Source organism: Agrococcus sp. Ld7 (assembly GCF_045064095.1).
Classification (GTDB): Bacteria; Actinomycetota; Actinomycetes; order Actinomycetales; family Microbacteriaceae; genus Agrococcus.
In genome coordinates this window covers 66,485-83,767 of the sequence record NZ_JBISGY010000032.1, presented here as the reverse complement: position 1 = coordinate 83,767, position 17,283 = coordinate 66,485, and the positions used below count along the sequence as shown (strand labels likewise).

The window sequence follows — 17,283 nt, the reverse complement described above, 5'->3', positions numbered from 1 at the left end:
GACGCGGCCGCCTTCGGCGGACGCTCCTCGACCTACGGGGATCCGGTCTCGTGACGCGGCCGCCTGCGGCGGGCGCTCCTCGACCTACGGGCGGGGAACGAGGAAGGCCCCGCGCGGTGCGCGGGGCCTTGTCGCTCCCCGAGATGGACTCGAACCATCAACCTGCCGGTTAACAGCCGGCTGCTCTGCCAATTGAGCTATCGAGGATCGCTGCGGGAGCGACAGCAATCGTAGCATCACTCCGGGCCAGCGGCCACATCGCGGCCCGGCTCCCGGTCGCGCATCCGCACCAGCCCTCCAGACTCGCGCGCTACGGTGCCAAGAGCCGCCTGCACGCACGATCGGGAGCACCGCATGTCACCGCCACGTCGAACCACCCCCCTGCCGCTGGTGCTGCTCACCGTCGGCGCCGCGCTCTCGCTCAGCGCGTGCTTCGTGCCGCCGCCGCTGCCGAGCAGTGCACCCGCCGAGCCGACGCAGCCGCCCGTCTCCGAAGCGCCGGCGGAGACGCCGGAGGCGCAGCCCAGCAGCGAACCGTCCAGCGCCCCCACGAGCGATCTGCCCGCACTCGTCGAGATCGGCACCGAGCTCCCGCGCGGCACGCTCGCCGGCTGGGAGACGAGCTTCCTGACGGCCGACGGCTTCCAGGCGCAGCCGGATTCGACCTTCCCCGCCGGGCCGACGATCAGCGTCATCGAGACAGCCACCGGATGCTCGTTCTGGGCCTTCCAGGGCGAGCAGGACACCGACGTCGCTGACGAGGAGGAGAGCTCAGCGTTCACCCTCGGGGTGCTGTCGAACTCCAGCCCCGACGATTGGGACGCCGACGACTTCAACCTCGCTGCCTCCGCTTCGCAGGGCAGCGCGGTCGAGATGCTCTCGATCTCGCAGGAGAACGATGACGGCAGCGGCAAGGCCTGGTTCGCTCGCAACTTCCAGTCGGGCGGCACGACCAGCTCGATCATCGCCGAGTGCCCGGCGGGCGCAGGCGGTGTCGATCACATCGACGAGGTCATCCTCGAGCACCTGCAGATCAACTTCCTGCTGCCGTAGCTCGCGTCACTCGGAGCGCAGCGTCCGCCGCTCCCGCTCTAGGTCGACCAGCTGCTCCTGCAGCCGCTTGGCACCCTCGGGATCGGTCGCGCCCATGCGCTGCAGGCTGCCGAGCAGCTCGGCCTTGCGGCGCAGGATGTCGCGGTCGACGAGCGAGGAGACGATGCCTCGCACGTACGCGGTCACGCCCTCCTGCGTCGACTGCGGAATCGGCGCCATCGCCAGCGTGCGCACGAGCGGCACGATCTCGGCCGGCACGGTCTGGGCGACGCGCTCCGAGAAATCGGATGCCTCGATCGCGTCGAGCGACGCGAGCACGCCGTCGCGCACCACAGCGAGCGACGGGTTCGAGACGTAGGCCGAGGCGCCGCGCGCTGCCAGATCCTTGCCGAGCACCGCCGGCTGCTGCAGCAGCGCGGCGATGGCGTCGCGCTCCATACGGGACGCCGGATCCCGCTCGAGCTGCTGCAGCGCGACGTCGGCGGGCGGATGCTCGGCCCCAGCGCCGCCCGAGCCCGGCGTCGGGCGCGGGCCGGCCTGGCGCACGGCCCGGCGCACCTCGTCGGGCGAGACCCCGAGCCAGCCGGCGACCGTGCGCACGTAGCCGTCGGCCAGCGCCCGGTCGCGGATCGACTGCAGCACGGGCGCGGCCCGCCGCATCGCGGCCACGCGCCCCTCCACGGTCTCGAGGTCGTGCTCGGCCACCACCCGGCGCAGCATGAACTCGAACAGCGGGCGCCGCTGCTGCACGAGCTTCCGCACCGCGTCATCGCCGCGCTCGAGCCGCAGGTCGCAGGGGTCGAGCCCGCCCGGCGGCACCGCCACGAAGGTCTGCGCGGCGAAGCGCTGCTCCTCGGCGAAGGTGCGCGCGGCAGCCTGCTGGCCGGCCTCATCCGGGTCGAAGGTGAAGATGACGCGCCCGAGCGAGCGGGTGTCGGATGTCGACACGTCGCCGAGCACGCGGCGCAGCACCTTGATGTGGTCGACGCCGAACGCTGTGCCGCAGGTGGCGACCGCCGTGGTGACGCCCGCGAGATGGCAGGCCATCACATCCGTGTAGCCCTCCACCACGACCGCCTCGTGCCCCTTCGCGATGTCGCGCTTGGCGAGGTCGAGGCCGTAGAGCACCTGGCTCTTGCGGAAGATCGGCGTCTCGGGCGAGTTCAGGTACTTCGGGCCCTTGTCGTCGTCCGAGAGGCGGCGCGCACCGAAGCCCACGGTGGCGCCGGCGACGTCGCGGATGGGCCAGACCAGGCGCCCGCGGAACCGGTCGTAGCTGCCGCGCTGGCCCTCGCTGAGCAGACCCGCACCGAGCTGCTCGGCGTCCGTGAAGCCGAGGCCCCGCAGGTGCCGCTTGAGCGCGTCGAACGATGCGGGTGCGAAGCCGATGCCGAACCGCTGGGCGGCAGCGAGGTCGAAGCCGCGCTCCCCCAGGAACTGCTGGCCGAGCTGCGCGGCAGGGGTGAGCAGCTGCGCCTGGAAGTAGGCCTCGGCGGCGCGGCTCGCCTCCAGCAGGCGCAAGCGCCCGCTGGTCTCCTCCTGCGGCTTGCCGTCCTCGTAGTGCAGCGTGTAGCCGAGCTGCGATGCGAACCGCTCGACCGTCTCGGCGAACGACGTGTGGTCCATCGCCATCACGAACTGGAAGGCGTCGCCATCCTCGCCGCAGCCGAAGCAGTGGTAGCGGCCCACCGCGGGCCGCACGTGGAACGAGGCGGTGCGCTCGTCGTGGAAGGGGCACAGCCCCTTCATGCTGCCGACACCCGCCGACTTCAGCGTCACGTGCTCGCCGACGACATCGACGATCGAGATGCGAGCGCGCAGCTCGTCGATATCGCTCCGCCGGATCCGCCCTGCCATCGCCCTACTCCCCCACGAATCGCTCGTGCCAGGTGAACGCGGCCCGGTCGGTGAGCGTGGAGACCTGATCGACCACGACGCGGGCGCGCGAGGCGTCGTCCGGCGCCGCGGCCCAGTCGTCGGCGTAGGAACGATCGAGGGCGCTCGGTCCGATGCGCAGCAGCGCGTCGCAGAGCTCCTGCAGCACGCGGCGCTGGCTCGCGTAGATGGGCTGACGCCGCTCGGCCAGGATGAAGCTGGCCGCCGTGCCCTTCAGCACCGCGATCTCGGCGCGCACCTCGCGCGGCACCCGCACCGTGCCGCCGAAGCGCACGAGCGGCCCCTCGTGCGACGCTCGGGTGCGCTCGGTCGCGGCGTTCGCGAACCGCCCGATGAGCTTCGAGGTGAGGTTCTTGAGCTTCGCGTGGTCGGCGCGCGAGCCGTCGAACGAGCGCAGCCAGGTCTCGAGGTCGTCGAGCCGATCGAACGCGGCGAGCAGCTCGTCGCGCGTGAACTCCGGCCCCACCCACGACAGCATCATCGAGACGAGCTCGTCGTGGCCGACTCGGCTCTGGAGCTTGGCGACGTCGACGTAGCCGCCCACCACCGCATCCTCGAAATCGTGCACCGAGTAGGCGATGTCGTCGGCGAGGTCCATGACCTGCGCCTCGATGCTGGGGCGGCCGTCGGGCGCACCGTCGCGCATCCATTCGAACGCCTCGCTGTCGTCGGCGTAGAAGCCGAACTTGATGCGACCGGATGCGTCGTGCACGTCGGTCGCCGCCGGCCACGGGTACTTGCAGGCGGCGTCGACGCTCGCGCGCGTGAGGTTCAGGCCGTAGGACTGCGCATCGATGACCTTCGGCTCCAGCCGGGTGATGACGCGCAGCGTCTGCGCATTGCCCTCAAAGCCGCCGATCGTGAGCGCCCACTCGTTCAGCCCCTTCTCGCCGTTGTGGCCGAAGGGCGGATGGCCGATGTCGTGGGCGAGGCAGGCGGTGTCGACGACGTCCGGGTCGAGGTCGAGCTCGCCAGCGAGCTCGCGACCGATCTGGGCGACTTCGAGCGAGTGGGTGAGCCGCGTGCGGGAGTCGTCGAAGCCCATGGTGGGCGAGAGCACCTGCGTCTTCTGCCCGAGCCGGCGGAAGGCGCTCGAGTGCAGCAGCCGTGCGCGGTCGCGCGCGAAGTCGGTGCGCGCGGAGCGGTGCACCTCCGGCAGCCGGCGCTCGGCGTCGTGCTCGGTGTAGCCGCGCGCGTCAACCGCCACGGGTGTCGCTCTCGTCCTCGATGAGCGCCTCGCGCTGCGCCGGGCTCAGCTCGGGGCTCTCGAGCCAGCCGTCCGGCAGGGCGGGCTTGCGCGGGCTGCCCGCGCGGCCGCGCTGGCCCTCGACGCCCTCGGCGTTGTAGGGCGACGAGCGATCGAGCGCGCCCAGCAGGTCGTCGAGCTGCGCGAGCGATTCGACGGCTGCGAGCGCACGGCGCGCGTCGCCACCGATGGGGTATCCCTTGAAGTACCAGGCGACGTGCTTGCGGATGTCGCGGCAGGCGCGATCCTCCTCGTCGAAGAACTCGACCAGCAGCTCGGCGTGGCGACGGAACGCATCCGCGACCTGCCCCAGGTTCGGCCGGTGCCGCTCGTCGCTGCCCGCGAAGGCGGCGGCAAGGTCGCCGAACAGCCACGGGCGCCCGAGGCAGCCGCGGCCGACGACGACGCCGTCGGCACCCGTCTCTTCCAGCATCCGCAGCGCATCCTCCGCCTGCCAGATGTCGCCGTTGCCGAGCACCGGCACCGAGGTGACGCGCTGCTTGAGCTGGGCGATCGCATCCCAGTCGGCCTGGCCGGAGTAGTGCTGCGCCGCGGTTCGCCCGTGCAGCGCCACGGCGGCGACGCCGGCGTCCTCGGCAATGCGCCCGGCGTCGAGGTAGGTCAGATGCTCGTCGTCGATGCCCTTGCGCATCTTCACCGTGACGGGGATCTCGCCCGCTCGCCGCACGGCACGTTGGACGATGGCGGCGAACAGGTCGCGCTTCCACGGCAGTGCAGAGCCGCCGCCGCGCCGCGTGACCTTCGGCACCGGGCAGCCGAAGTTCAGGTCGATGTGGTCGGCGCGGTTCTCGTCCACGAGGATCGCCACCGCCTGCTCGACGGTCTTCGGGTCGACGCCGTAGAGCTGCACCGAGCGCAGCGACTCCGACGGGTGGTGGCTGATGAGCCGCATGGTCTCGGGCGTGCGCTCGACCAGCGCGCGCGTCGTGATCATCTCGCTCACGTAGAGCCCAGCGCCGTACTCGCGGCACAGCCTGCGGAACGCGGTGTTGGTGATGCCGGCCATGGGCGCGAGCACGACCGGCGTGTCGAGGGCGATGGGCCCGATCGACAGCGCCGGCTTCGTGCTCGTCGCCATGCTCACGCTCCGATGAGTCCCTGCGCCAGGTGCGCCTCGAGGTCGTCGACCTTCACGCGCGTCTGCTGCATCGAGTCGCGCTCGCGCACCGTCACCGCGCCATCCTCGAGCGAGTCGAAGTCGACGGTGACGCAGAAGGGCGTGCCCACCTCGTCCTGACGGCGGTAGCGGCGGCCGATGGCGCCGGCGTCGTCGAACTCGATCGCCCAGAGCTTGCGGAGGCGGTCGGCGATCCCGCGGGCGAGCGGCGAGAGCTGCTCGTTGCGGCTGAGCGGCAGCACCGCGACCTTGACGGGCGCCAGGCGCGGGTCGAGGTGGAGCACGGTGCGGGTGTCGGTGCCGCCCTTCGCGTTCGGCACCTCCTCCTCGTCGTACGCGTCGACGAGGAAGGCCATCATGCTGCGCGTGAGGCCGAACGACGGCTCGATGACATAGGGCGTGTACTTGGCGCCGGAGGCCTGGTCGAAGTAGACGAGGTCCTTGCCGGAGGCGCTGGAGTGCGAGGAGAGGTCGAAATCGGTGCGGTTCGCGACGCCCATGAGCTCGCCCCACTCGGAGCCCTGGAAGCCGAACCGGTACTCGAAGTCGATGGTGCCCGCCGAGTAGTGGGCGCGCTCCTCATCCGGCACGTCGAAGCGGCGCATGTTGCCCTCGTCGATGCCGAGGTCGAGGAACCAGGCCCAGCAGGCCTCGACCCAGGTGTCGAACCACTCGCCGGCCTCATCCGGGTGCGTGAAGAACTCGATCTCCATCTGCTCGAACTCGCGGGTGCGGAAGATGAAGTTGCCGGGCGTGATCTCGTTGCGGAACGCCTTGCCGACCTGGCCGATGCCGAACGGCGGCTTCTTGCGCGAGACGGTCACGACGTTCAGGAAGTTGGTGAAGATGCCCTGCGCGGTCTCCGGGCGCAGGTAGTGCAGGCCCGCCTCGTTGTCGACCGGGCCGAGGTTGGTCTTCATGAGGCCCGAGAACATCTGCGGCTCGGTCCACTTGCCGGTGGTGCCGCAGTCGGGGCAGGTGATGTCCTCCATCGAGGCGGCGGCGCGGCCCTTCTTGGCCTCGAACGCCTCCTCCAGGTGATCCTGGCGGTGGCGCTTGTGGCACTGCAGGCACTCGACGAGCGGGTCGGTGAACGTCGCGACGTGCCCGGATGCGTGCCAGACCGCGGTCGGCAGGATGATCGACGAGTCGAGACCCACCATGTCGTCGCGACCCTGCACGAAGGTCTTCCACCACTGGCGCTTGATGTTGTCCTTGAGCGCCACGCCGAGGGGACCGTAGTCCCATGCGGAGCGGGAGCCTCCGTAGATCTCGCCGGCCTGGAACACGAATCCCCGACGCTTCGCGAGGTTGATGACGGCATCAAGACGGTTCTGGACCACGGGCGCTCCTTGCGATCGGCCGTGCACCCCTGGCTGGGATGCGGCACATGAACCTCGATTCTACCGAGCCGAGCCGGTGCTCGCGGCCCGGAGCGCAGTGGGCGGGGACTGCACGGGCATCGCCCGCTGAGCTAGGCTCGTGGCTTGGGCGCGCGCGCCCCCAGTCGTGGCGAGGAGGGCCCATTGCAGAGTGACGAGCAGCTCGAGCTCTACGGCGCATGGGCTGAGCGCTGGCCCTCTGATGCGGCTGAGCTGCTCGACGGCTACTCCGGTGCCTGGTGGATCGGCGGAGGCTGGGCGATCGACCACGCGCTGCAGCAGCGCCGCCCGCACGGCGACATCGACATCGTCATCCCGCGCAGCGAGCTGAGCCTGCTGCGCGGCTGGCTGGGCGGCAAGTGGCAGCTGTGGTGCGCGTTCCAGGGCGCGCTGAAGCCGCTGCTCCCCCACGACTCCGATGTGCTGCCCATCGGCACCTCCAGCATCTGGCTGCGTCGCAGCGCCTACAGCCTGTGGGAGTTCGAGGTGCTGCTCGACCCGAGCGACGCCGAGACCTGGCGGTTCCGCCGCGACACGGCGGTGACGATGCCGCTCGAGCACGCGCTCGTGGCTGAGGGCGACATCCGCTTCGCGAAGCCGCAGATCGTGCTGGCATACGCGGCCGCCGACCACGCGGATGTCGAGTGGCTCGACGATGCCCTGCCCGCCCTCGATGCCGAGGCGCGCGCCTGGCTGATCGAGCGGCTCGCCGACGACCACCCCTGGCGCGACCGCCTGACTCCGTAGATCCAGGAGCGGCACTCCGCCGTAGATCCAGGAACTGGCGTGCGCAGCCGACCGAGCGGCGTCACCCCGCCGTAGATCGAGGAGCGGGCGGGCGCAGCACGCACGCGTCACGAGATCGAAGACGGCGCACGATCCAGCCCCGTGACGGCGGCTCCGCCGCCTCCTCGACATACGAAGACCCCGCAGATCGAGGAGCGGGCGGGCGCAGCACGCACGCATCACGAGATCGAAGGCGGCGCCAGTTCCGGCCTCGTGACGGCGGCTCCGCCGCCTCCTCGACCTACGAAGACCCCGCAGATCGAGGAGCGGGCGGGCGCAGCACGCACGCGTCACGAGATCGAAGGCGGCGCACGATCCAGCCCCGTGACGGCGGCTCCGCCGCCTCCTCGACATACGAAGACCCCGCAGATCGAGGAGCGGGCGGGCGCAGCACGCACGCGTCACGAGATCGAAGGCAGCGCACGATCCGGCCTCGTGACGGCGGCTCCGCCGCCTCCTCGACCTACGAAGACCCCGCAGATCGAGGAGCGGGCGGGCGCAGCACGCACGCGTCACGAGATCGAAGACGGCGCACGATCCGGCCTCGTGACGGCGGCTCCGCCGCCTCCTCGACCTACGAAGACCCCGCAGATCGAGGAGCGGGCGGGCGCAGCACGCACGCGTCACGAGATCGAAGGCGGCGCCAGTTCCGGCCTCGTGACGGCGGCTCCGCCGCCTCCTCGACCTGCGGGCCGGCCGCTCGACCTAGGAGGGTTGCCGCCTCCTCGACCTACGAGGGTTGCCGCCTCCTCGACCTACGAGGGCGACCTACGTGGAGGGGGTCGGGGCGTCGATCGCGCCGCCGAAGCGACGGTCGCGACCGGTGTAGATGTCGAGGGCGCGCCAGAGGTCGCGCCTCGTGAAGTCCGGCCACAGCCGGTCGAGGAAGACCATCTCGGCGTAGGCGCCCTGGTAGGTCAGGAAGTTCGAGATGCGCTGCTCGCCGGACGAGCGGATGAAGAGGTCGACGTCCGGAACATCCGGGTTGTACATTCGGCTGCGCACGAGCTTGTCGGTGACGCCGGAGGGCTTGAGGCGCCCCGCCGCGACATCCGCCGCGATCGAGCGCACGGCATCGGTGATCTCCAGCGTGCCGCCGTAGTTGACGCACATCTGCAGCGTCATGGTGGAGTTCGAGGCCGTGCGGCGCTCGGCCTCCTCGAGCTCGCGCACCACGCTCGGCCAGAGCCTCGGCCGCCTGCCCGCCCACCGCACGCGCACGCCCCAGGCGTCGAGCTGATCACGGCGACGGCGCAGCACGTCCTTGTTGAAGCCCATCAGGAACCGCACCTCGTCGGGGCTGCGCTTCCAGTTCTCGGTCGAGAAGGCGTAGACCGACAGGTGCTGCACGCCCGCCTGCACCGCCCCGGCGACCACGTCGAGCAGCACCGCTTCGCCGGCCGCGTGCCCCTGGGTGCGCGTGAGGCCGCGCTGGTTCGCCCAGCGCCCGTTGCCATCCATGATGATGGCCACGTGCCCCGGCACGCTGCCGCGGTCGTACCTGGGCGGATGCTCCCCCGTCCAGTCGATCGGCCGCAGCTCGATCTCGCTCACGGCTGACCCCGATCGACGTGCTCGAGACTGCGCAGGCCGCGCTCCAGGTGCCACTGCACATAGGCGGAGACGGCTCCGGATGCGCGGTTGCGCACGCCCTCGTGGCTCGCCTCTGCCGCGGCCCAGTCCCCCGTGAGGAGCGCCGAGAGCAGCCCGAGCGTGGTCGCATCGATGCGCAGCGATCCCGGCGGCGCCGAATGGTCGGCGACCATGCCGCCCAGCTGCGGGACGAAGGCGCGGTGCGGGCCGGGCTCACCCGTGACGGCGCAGTCTCCGAACGACGGCGCCCAACCCGCGATCGACAGCGCACGCAGCAGGTACGAGTCGAGCGTGAGCGAGGGGTCGTGCTCCGAGCGCGCGAGGCTGCGCAGCGCACCCACCAGGAGCAGGTACTGCTGCCTCGAGCCGTCCTCGTCCGTCAGCCGGTCGGCCGTCTCGACCATGGCGGTGGCAGCCGTGTACGCGCGATAGTCGGAGACGATCACGGGTGCGTAGGAGCCGAGCGTCACCGCCTGCGTGACGATGTCGAGGCTGCGCCCGACCGCGAGCTGCAGATCGGCGACCATGAACGGCTCGAGCCTCCCCCCAAACCGCGATGAGGTGCGGCGCACGCCGCGCGCGACCGCACGCACCTTGCCGTGCTCGCGCGTCAGCAGCGTGACGATGCGGTCGGCCTCCCCCAGCTGGTGGGTGCGGAGGACGACCCCTTCGTCGCGATAGGTGGGCACGGTCAGCTGACCGGCAGCGCCCGACGGTCGTGGATGCGCAGTCCCCGGTTCACACCGGAGATGATCGCCTGCAGCGACGCGGACGTCGAGCTCGGGTTCAGGCCCACCCCCCACACCGTCGCACCGTCGACATCGAGCTCGATGTAGCTGGCGGCGGTCGCGTCGGAGCCCGCGCTCATCGTGTGCTCGACGTAGTCGGTGAGCGTCACCTGCACGCCCTCGGTGCGCAGCATCGTCAGCATCGCGTCGATCGGCCCGTTGCCGGTGGCCGCGACCTCGCGCACGAACTCGCCGTCGCGCAGGCGCGCCGTGAGCTGCGCCTCGCCCTCGTTCGACGACGTCGTCGAGAAGCCGACCAGCTCGAAGCGGCCCCACTGCGCAGCGTCGTTGTGCGGCTCGCTGGGCAGGTACTCGTCACCGAAGATGTTCCAGATCTCGTCGCTCGAGACCTCGCCGCCCTCGCTGTCCGTGCGGGCCTGCACGATGTTCGAGAACTCGATCTGCAGCCGCCGCGGCAGGTCGAGGCCGTGGTCCGACTTCAGCAGGTAGGCGACACCGCCCTTGCCCGACTGCGAGTTCACGCGGATGACAGCCTCGTAGCTGCGGCCGACGTCCTTCGGGTCGATCGGCAGGTACGGCACCGCCCACGTGATCTCATCGATGCTCTTGCCCTGCGCGTCGGCGTCGGCGGCCATCCGCTCGAAGCCCTTCTTGATCGCATCCTGGTGCGAGCCCGAGAAGGCCGTGTAGACCAGGTCGCCGGCCCACGGGCTGCGCTCGTGCACCTTCAGCTGGTTGCAGTGCTCGGCGACGCGACGCACGTGGTCGAGGTCGGAGAAGTCGATCTCGGGGTCGATCCCCTGCGTCAGCAGGTTCAGCCCGAGCGCGACGAGGTCGACGTTGCCGGTGCGCTCGCCGTTGCCGAACAGGCAGCCCTCGATGCGGTCTGCGCCGGCCAGGTAGCCGAGCTCTGCAGCGGCGACGCCCGTGCCGCGGTCGTTGTGCGGGTGCAGCGAGAGGATGACCGACTCGCGGCGCGCGAGGTTGCGGTGCATCCACTCGATCGAGTCGGCGTAGACGTTCGGCGTCGCCATCTCGACGGTCGCCGGCAGGTTGATGATGACGGGCCGCTCGGGGCGCGCGTCGAGCGTCTCGATGACCGCGTTGCAGACCTCGACCGCGTAGTCGAGCTCCGTGCCCGTGTACGACTCCGGGCTGTACTCGTAGAAGACCTTCGTCTGCTCCAGCATGCCCTCCAGCTCGAGGCACAGCTTCGCGCCGTCGACGGCGATCTGCTTGACGCCCTCGCGGTCGGAGCGGAAGACCACGTCGCGCTGCAGCACGCTCGTGGAGTTGTAGATGTGCACGATCGCCTGGCTGGCGCCCTCGATCGACTCGAAGGTGCGGCGGATGAGGTGGTCGCGGCACTGCGTCAGCACCTGGATCGTGACGTCGTCGGGGATGAGCCGCTCATCGATCAGCTTCCGCACGAAGTCGAAGTCGGTCTGGCTCGCCGACGGGAAGCCGACCTCGATCTCCTTGTACCCCATCTGCACCAGCAGCTCGAACATCGCCAGCTTGCGGTCGGGCGTCATCGGATCGATGAGCGCCTGGTTGCCGTCGCGCAGGTCGACCGCGCACCAGCGCGGCGCGCGCTCAATGCGCTTCGACGGCCACGTGCGATCGGGGAGGTCGACCGAGATCTGCTCGTGGTACGGGGTGTAGCGGTGCGCCGGCATCCCGCTCGGCTGCTGCATGTTCTTCATCGTTGCTCCTGTCGCTCGCTCCTGAAGTCCGGGCAGGACGGCCTCCGCGACGAGGAAGCCCGGGTGTCAGGCCTCGTCGCGGCGACGAAGGAGCAGCACGTTCTGCATCTGCCCAGCGTACACCGCCCGTGCTCCCGGACGCCGACGCACGGGGCGGTCAGTCGTCCGCGACCGCCGCCAGCGGCGCGATGCGCGCGGCGCGTCGCCCCGCAGGCCAGCTGGCGGCGACGGCGACCGCGAGCCCGGCGACGAGCAGCGCGACAGGCAGCTGCCACGGGATCGTCGGCGCCGTCGAGACGACGCCGAACACCGATCCGACGGTCGACTGCACGCCGATCCAGCCGAGCAGCACGCCGACGCCGAAGCCGGTCGCGACCGCGACGAGGGTGACCGCGCCCGCCTCTGCGAGCAGCATCTGCAGGGTCTGCGCACGCCGGAGGCCGAGCATGCGCAGCAGCCCGATCTCGCGCGTGCGCCGGCGCACCGACAGCAGCATCGACGCGACGAAGCCGAGCACCCCGAGCACCGCTGAGAAGGCGACGATCGCGGTGATGACCGTCGTGACGCCCGAGAAGAGCGCCTCGAGCTCCGCGCGAAACACCGGGTCGCGCTCGATCGTGCTCACCGCGGTCGTGAGCGAGGCGCCGGCGGTGACCATCATCACGACGATCGCCGTGCCCACGAAGAGCGCGAGCACGAGCGATGCCGTGCGACCCGGATGCGTTGCGAGCGTGCCGGCCGCGACCCGCGCGGGCACCGAGCGGCCCATCGCGCGGCCGGCCAGGGCGACGAGCGGCGGCGCGACGGCCGGTGCGATGCCGACGATGCCGATGACGAGCACGACGCCGCCGGCGAAGCCCACCAGCACCGCGAACGGCGTGATCGCCCCGAGCAGCACGGCTGCGACGAGCAGCAGTGTGCCGAGCGCGAGCGCGGCACGTGCACCGAGCCTGCGGCTGCGCGGACCGGCCGTCTCGACGTCGATAGCGGAGCCGCGCAGCGCCTCGAGCGGCGTCACGGCGAGCACCGTGCGGGTCGCGAGCCAGGCGGCGACGATCGCCGCGAGGGCGACCGCGGCGGCGGGCACGAGCGCCGCCGGCATGACCGGCGGCATGCCGGTGAGTTCGAGTCCTTCCTCCGGCAGCGTCAGCAGCGCCTCGACGGGGATCGCCGCGAGCACGCCCACGACCCAGCCGAGCACCGCGCCGCCGACTCCGACGGCGGCGAAGCGGCCGAGCATCCGCCGCCGCTCGGATCGCGCCGTCGCGCCCAGCAGGCGCCGCAGCGCGATCTCACCGCGCAGGTCCTCGACGGCTCCGGTGAGCGCCTGCCGCACGACGATGGCGGCGACGACGACCGAGACGCCGATGAGCAGGGTGCCTGCGAGCGCGAGCAGCAGGCGCGCCGTCTCGCTCTCGGCGACCATCCGCTCGCCGTAGAGCGCGAGCGCCGCGTGCTCCATGAGCGTCGACAGCGCCGTACCGAACGCGGAGGCCAGCGCTGCGACAGCGAACGCCAGGACGGCCCCCGTGCGGGAAGAGGTTCCGGCGGTGCGGGCCGGGCCTGCAGCCGCGGGCGCGGCGGTCGCGGCGGCGGTCGCGGCGGCGGTCGCGGTCATCGAATGCCGCCCGTCGCGCCGTGCGTGCCCGCCGACCCGCGTGCGTCAGCCTGGCCCGCGATCCGGGGCCCGGCAGATGCGGTGCTTGCGTCGCCCGTGCGCTGCAGCATCCGCTGCGCGATCGTCGCGGCGTCGGTCGCCGGCAGATCGTCGTCGATGCGACCATCCCGAAGCAGCACGACCCGCTCGGCGCGCGCGGCGACCACGGGGTCGTGCGTGACGACGACGATCGCCTGGCCCGCGGCGGCCTGCGCAACGAGGATCTCCTGCACCTCGAGCGACGTCGCGCTGTCGAGCGCGCCGGTCGGCTCGTCGGCCAGCACGATGGACGGTCGATGCGCGAGCGCGCGCGCGATCGCGAAGCGCTGCTGCTGGCCGCCCGAGAGCTCGTGCGGACGCCGCGCACCGAGCCCGGCGACTCCGAGGTCGTCGAGCAGGTCCTGGATGCGCTTCCCGTCGGGCGCGACGCCCGCGAGCAGCGCGGGGAGCTGCACGTTCTCGATCGCCGTGAGGCTGGGAACGAGGTTGAAGGACTGGAAGACGACGCCGACCTGCTGGCGGCGCAGCGCCGTGAGCGCGTCGTCGTCGAGCCCGACGACCGACGTGCCGCCGATGACGACGTCGCCCGAGGTGGGCGCGTCGAGGCCGGCAGCCAGGTGCAGCAGGGTCGACTTGCCGGAGCCGGACTGGCCCATGATCGCGGTGAGCGTCCCTGGCGCGATCTCGAGGTCGAGGCTGTCGAGGGCGGTGACGGATGCGTCGCCGAGGCCGAAGCGCTTCGTGACGGCGTGGAGCCGGAGTGCGTGCTGGTGCATGCTTCCAGTCTTCGGCCGCCACCGCGCGGCGTCGTCACGCCCAGGGTCGACCTTGCGTCATCCGCTGGGATGATCCGCGGCGACCGACTGCGCTCCCGAGCGGTCGGCGCACGACTGGCGTGCTCAGATGCGCGGCGCGAGGCATCCGCGCGCCCAGCGGTCGAGCCTGCGATAGGCATCCACGCGCGGGATCCTGCGAGAGAGGAAGACGTCGTGCAGCGCGCCGTCGATGCGTTCGATCGTCACGGAGGCGCCGAGCTTCAGCGATGCGCGCGCGATGTCGTCGACGACGAGCACCGAATCGACGTTGGTCAGGTCCGCAGACCAGCGCAGCGGCGGTGCACTGCGGGCCGACAGGAGCACGCACACCGGCGCATCGATGTCGAGCCCGTCAGCGACCCGGTTGTGGCCGGTGAGGATGGCATCGAGCCAGGCGGTGCGCACCGGCCAGCTCAGCTCGGGCCGCCATTCGAGGTTGATCGTGACGGGGTCGTTGGGATCGGCGACCTCCTCGAGGGCGCGGGCGTAGTAGCCGAAGTCGAGCTGTGGCGCGGCAGTGAACGGGTGCCGCTTGGCCCGGATGCCCACCACCGGGCTGATCGCGGCGCGTGCGGCGGCACTGAACTGGAACTCCAGCCACGGGCTGTTCAGGATGACCGCCGCTGCCTCGCCGGGATGCCGATCCGCCCACAGGCTGAGCGTCAGGCCGCCCGTCGAGTGCCCGAGCAGCACGAGGCGGCGCCCGGGCGCGTCGCGACGGATCTCGGCGAGTGCGGCGGCGATGTCCTCGTCGTAGGCCTCGAGATGGGTGATGAAGCCGTTCGTCTGCCCCTCGCGCAGGCTCCTGCCGTACTTCCGCAGGTCCAGCGCGAAGAATCGCGCACCTCTGGTGTCCCAGAACGCCGCGAGGGAGGCCTGGAAGAAGTAGTCGGTCCAGCCGTGCACGTAGAGCACGTCGACATCGTGCAGCGGTCGCGGCCGCAGCCGCCACGGCGGCATGCTCCTCACGAGCGTTGCGACGACCGCGCCCTCGTCATCGGTGCCGAGCGGCAGCGTCAGCTGCTCGAACCCGGCCCCGAGCACGTCGGGCCGCCACTCCTCTGCCATGCAGCCAGCCTAGGAGCCGCGCTCCGCGCGCTCACCACGCCACCGCGGCCCCGCGCTCACCACGCCACCGCGGCCCCGGCCGCGCCGCAGAGCTGTCGCCATCTGCGCGCATCCGCCCGTCTGAACGACCGATCGCGACATCTCTGCGCTGCGGACGTCAGGCGAGCGTCTCGCCCGTGAGGCCGTGCTCGTACGCGAACACGACCAGCTGCACGCGGTCGCGCAGGCCGAGCTTCGTGAGGATGCGCGAGATGTGCGTCTTCACCGTCGCCTCCGACACGAACTCGCTGCGGGCGATCTCGGTGTTGGAGAGGCCCTTCGCCGCCAGGCCGAAGATCTGCCGCTCCCGCTCGGTGAGCCCGCCGAACGTGCTCGGCGCCTGCCGGCGCTGGGCGCCGAACGCCTTGAACAGCGCCCTGGTGGCACTGGCGGCGACGACCTCGTTGCCCGCGTGGACCGTGCGGATCGACGCGAGCACGAGCTCGGGCTCCGCATCCTTCAGGATGAACCCGGATGCGCCCGCGCGGATCGCGCGCGCCGCAGCCTCGTCGAGATCGAAGGTCGTGAGCACCACGACGCGGCTCTGCGGGCGCGCGGCGACGATGCGCGCGGTCGCGCCGATGCCGTCGAGCACGGGCATCCGCACGTCCATGAGGACGACGTCGGGCTGCGTCTCCGCGGCGATCCGCACCCCCTGCGCCCCGTCGGCGGCCTCGCCGACGCACGCCATGTCCGGCTGCGACTCCACGAGCATCCGGATGCCGCCGCGGAACAGCGCCTGGTCATCGACGATGAGCACCCGGATCATCGCACGCCCACCGGGAACGCTGCGCGCACGCGGAACCACCCCTGCTCGATGCCCGTCCAGGCCTCTCCGCCCGCGAGTCGGGCGCGCTCATGCATGCCGCGCACGCCGTGGCCCGCGGCACCCGGCTCCGTCTGCAGGCGGTTGTGCACGTCGACGACGATGCCATCGGCGCCGGGTGCGAGCGTCACGCCACGCAGTCGCACGTGTACGGGCTGGCTGCGATCGCCGTGCCGCAGCGCATTCGTCAGCGCCTCCTGCAGGATCCGGTACGCCGCGATGTCGGCCGTGCGCGGCAGCGCCACGTCGGCGGCCACCCGCTCGAGCCGCACGTCGAGGCCGCTCTCGCGCATTCGCGCGATCAGCGCATCGACACCGGCCATCGACGCGATCGGATCCGGCGCCTCGGTGTGCCGCAGCTGACCGAGCAGCAGCCGCACGTCGCCCAGCGCCTCCTTGGCCGTGCCTGCGATCGACTCGAGCGATGCATCCTTGGCCGCGGGATCCTGCGTGTAGCGAGCGCCGTTCGCCTGCGCGATCACGACCGCGAGCGAGTGGGCGACGACGTCGTGCATGTCCCGCGCGAGCGCCGCGCGCTCCTCCTCGTGGTCGGCGCGGCGCAGCGAGACCTGCGCGACCTCGCTCGCCTCGGTGCTGCGATCCACCGCCGCGACGCCCCAGCCGGTGAGGATTGCGAGGCTGAACAGCAGCATCGGCGGGATCCAGAGCACCGCAACCGAGGTCAGCAGTCCGCCGGAGCTCGTCGAGATCTCTATTACGAACCAGTAGGCCGCCAGCAGCGAGGCGACGAATGCGAGACCGAAGCCGATGAGCCGTCCCGGCCAGCGGCAGAATCGACCGACCGAGTAGAGCACCACGAGCGCGCCGAACCACACCGGGAACATCCACAGGTGCAGTGCGACGTGACCCGCGGCGACGAGCGTGAGCCCGGCGAGTGCGAGCACCGGATGCGTGCGGCGCACGAGGATCGCTGCCACGATCGCCGCCGTGACGACGAGCGACAGCGCCCACTGACCGCCATCGACCATGACGATCATCAGCAGCAGCGTCGGGATCGCCAGCACGGTCAGCGTCACCGCGATGAGCACCGCGTCGGCCTTCAGCGTGGCCCGGTCGATCCACGGCTGCCTCGACGGCGCGGCCGAGGCTGGCTCGGCCTCCGCGGTCACGGTCGTCGGCATGGGATCAGGCTACGGCGAAGCGACGGCGTGGGGCGGCGCAGCGGGCTGGAATCATCCGCTGGGTGGAGGCGCGGTGTCGCAGATCGAGGACGATCGCTCAGCAGAGGACGATGCAGCCTCGATTCGCGACGTTCCGCCGAATCATCCGCTGCTCGGAACGGTCGCGGAGCGCGAGGCTGATCGCACG

General features: G+C 71.4%; 14 protein-coding genes and 1 tRNA gene. 2 read left to right on the top strand and 13 right to left on the bottom strand.

Going from position 1 to position 17,283, the window contains the following annotated elements:
- Positions 1-134: 134 nt before the first annotated feature.
- Positions 135-207: transfer RNA gene (locus ACJJVL_RS09535), tRNA-Asn, on the bottom strand.
- Positions 208-354: 147 nt separating this feature from the next.
- Between ACJJVL_RS09535 and ACJJVL_RS09530 the strand changes: the two genes are divergently transcribed.
- Positions 355-1,053, top strand: coding sequence for a hypothetical protein (locus tag ACJJVL_RS09530; RefSeq protein ID WP_405218412.1), 699 nt, complete (start codon positions 355-357; stop codon positions 1,051-1,053).
- Positions 1,054-1,059: 6 nt separating this feature from the next.
- Here ACJJVL_RS09530 and dnaG read toward each other — a convergent pair whose 3' ends face one another.
- The 4 genes from dnaG to ACJJVL_RS09510 are packed head-to-tail and all read right to left on the bottom strand — an operon-like array spanning position 1,060 to position 6,676.
- Positions 1,060-2,910, bottom strand: a complete 1,851-nt coding sequence (gene dnaG, locus ACJJVL_RS09525) for a DNA primase (RefSeq protein ID WP_405218411.1) — start codon at positions 2,908-2,910, stop codon at positions 1,060-1,062.
- A 4-nt stretch (positions 2,911-2,914) separates the two neighbouring features.
- A complete protein-coding gene (locus ACJJVL_RS09520) occupies positions 2,915-4,156 on the bottom strand; it encodes a deoxyguanosinetriphosphate triphosphohydrolase (protein ID WP_405218410.1) in 1,242 nt (413 codons plus the stop codon).
- Positions 4,146-5,294, bottom strand: a complete 1,149-nt coding sequence (dusB, locus tag ACJJVL_RS09515) for a tRNA dihydrouridine synthase DusB (RefSeq protein ID WP_405218408.1) — start codon at positions 5,292-5,294, stop codon at positions 4,146-4,148. The genes ACJJVL_RS09520 and dusB overlap by 11 nt, the downstream gene beginning before the upstream one ends.
- A 2-nt stretch (positions 5,295-5,296) precedes the next feature.
- A complete protein-coding gene (locus ACJJVL_RS09510; RefSeq protein ID WP_405218406.1) occupies positions 5,297-6,676 on the bottom strand; it encodes a glycine--tRNA ligase in 1,380 nt (459 codons plus the stop codon).
- A 183-nt stretch (positions 6,677-6,859) separates the two neighbouring features.
- Between ACJJVL_RS09510 and ACJJVL_RS09505 the strand changes: the two genes are divergently transcribed.
- Entirely contained in the window at positions 6,860-7,462 is a 603-nt protein-coding gene (locus tag ACJJVL_RS09505; RefSeq protein WP_405218404.1) for a nucleotidyltransferase domain-containing protein, read from the top strand.
- Between the two features lie 807 nt (positions 7,463-8,269).
- Here the strand turns inward: ACJJVL_RS09505 and ACJJVL_RS09500 are convergent.
- The 8 genes from ACJJVL_RS09500 to ACJJVL_RS09465 form a co-directional block, all read right to left on the bottom strand.
- Positions 8,270-9,055 carry an isoprenyl transferase gene (locus ACJJVL_RS09500; RefSeq protein WP_405218402.1) on the bottom strand — a complete coding sequence of 262 codons (786 nt, stop codon included), beginning with the start codon at positions 9,053-9,055 and terminating at the stop codon, positions 8,270-8,272.
- Positions 9,052-9,783, bottom strand: coding sequence for a DNA repair protein RecO (gene recO / locus ACJJVL_RS09495; RefSeq protein ID WP_405218400.1), 732 nt, complete (start codon positions 9,781-9,783; stop codon positions 9,052-9,054). Before recO ends, ACJJVL_RS09500 begins: the two co-directional genes overlap by 4 nt.
- 2 nt (positions 9,784-9,785) lie before the next feature.
- Positions 9,786-11,549: a 2-isopropylmalate synthase gene (gene leuA, locus ACJJVL_RS09490; protein WP_405218398.1), complete on the bottom strand. Its 1,764-nt coding sequence runs from the start codon at positions 11,547-11,549 to the stop codon at positions 9,786-9,788.
- A gap of 157 nt (positions 11,550-11,706) precedes the next feature.
- Positions 11,707-13,167 (bottom strand): FtsX-like permease family protein, encoded by a 1,461-nt coding sequence (locus ACJJVL_RS09485; RefSeq protein ID WP_405218397.1) that lies wholly within the window; start codon positions 13,165-13,167, stop codon positions 11,707-11,709.
- Complete coding sequence (locus ACJJVL_RS09480; RefSeq protein WP_405218395.1) at positions 13,164-13,982, bottom strand: ABC transporter ATP-binding protein; 819 nt, start codon at positions 13,980-13,982, stop codon at positions 13,164-13,166. The genes ACJJVL_RS09485 and ACJJVL_RS09480 overlap by 4 nt, the downstream gene beginning before the upstream one ends.
- A gap of 123 nt (positions 13,983-14,105) precedes the next feature.
- Positions 14,106-15,089: an alpha/beta hydrolase gene (locus tag ACJJVL_RS09475; protein WP_405218394.1), complete on the bottom strand. Its 984-nt coding sequence runs from the start codon at positions 15,087-15,089 to the stop codon at positions 14,106-14,108.
- A 157-nt stretch (positions 15,090-15,246) separates the two neighbouring features.
- Entirely contained in the window at positions 15,247-15,897 is a 651-nt protein-coding gene (locus ACJJVL_RS09470; protein ID WP_405218392.1) for a response regulator, read from the bottom strand.
- Entirely contained in the window at positions 15,894-17,096 is a 1,203-nt protein-coding gene (locus ACJJVL_RS09465) for a sensor histidine kinase (RefSeq protein ID WP_405218391.1), read from the bottom strand. The genes ACJJVL_RS09470 and ACJJVL_RS09465 overlap by 4 nt, the downstream gene beginning before the upstream one ends.
- Positions 17,097-17,283 lie beyond the last annotated feature (187 nt).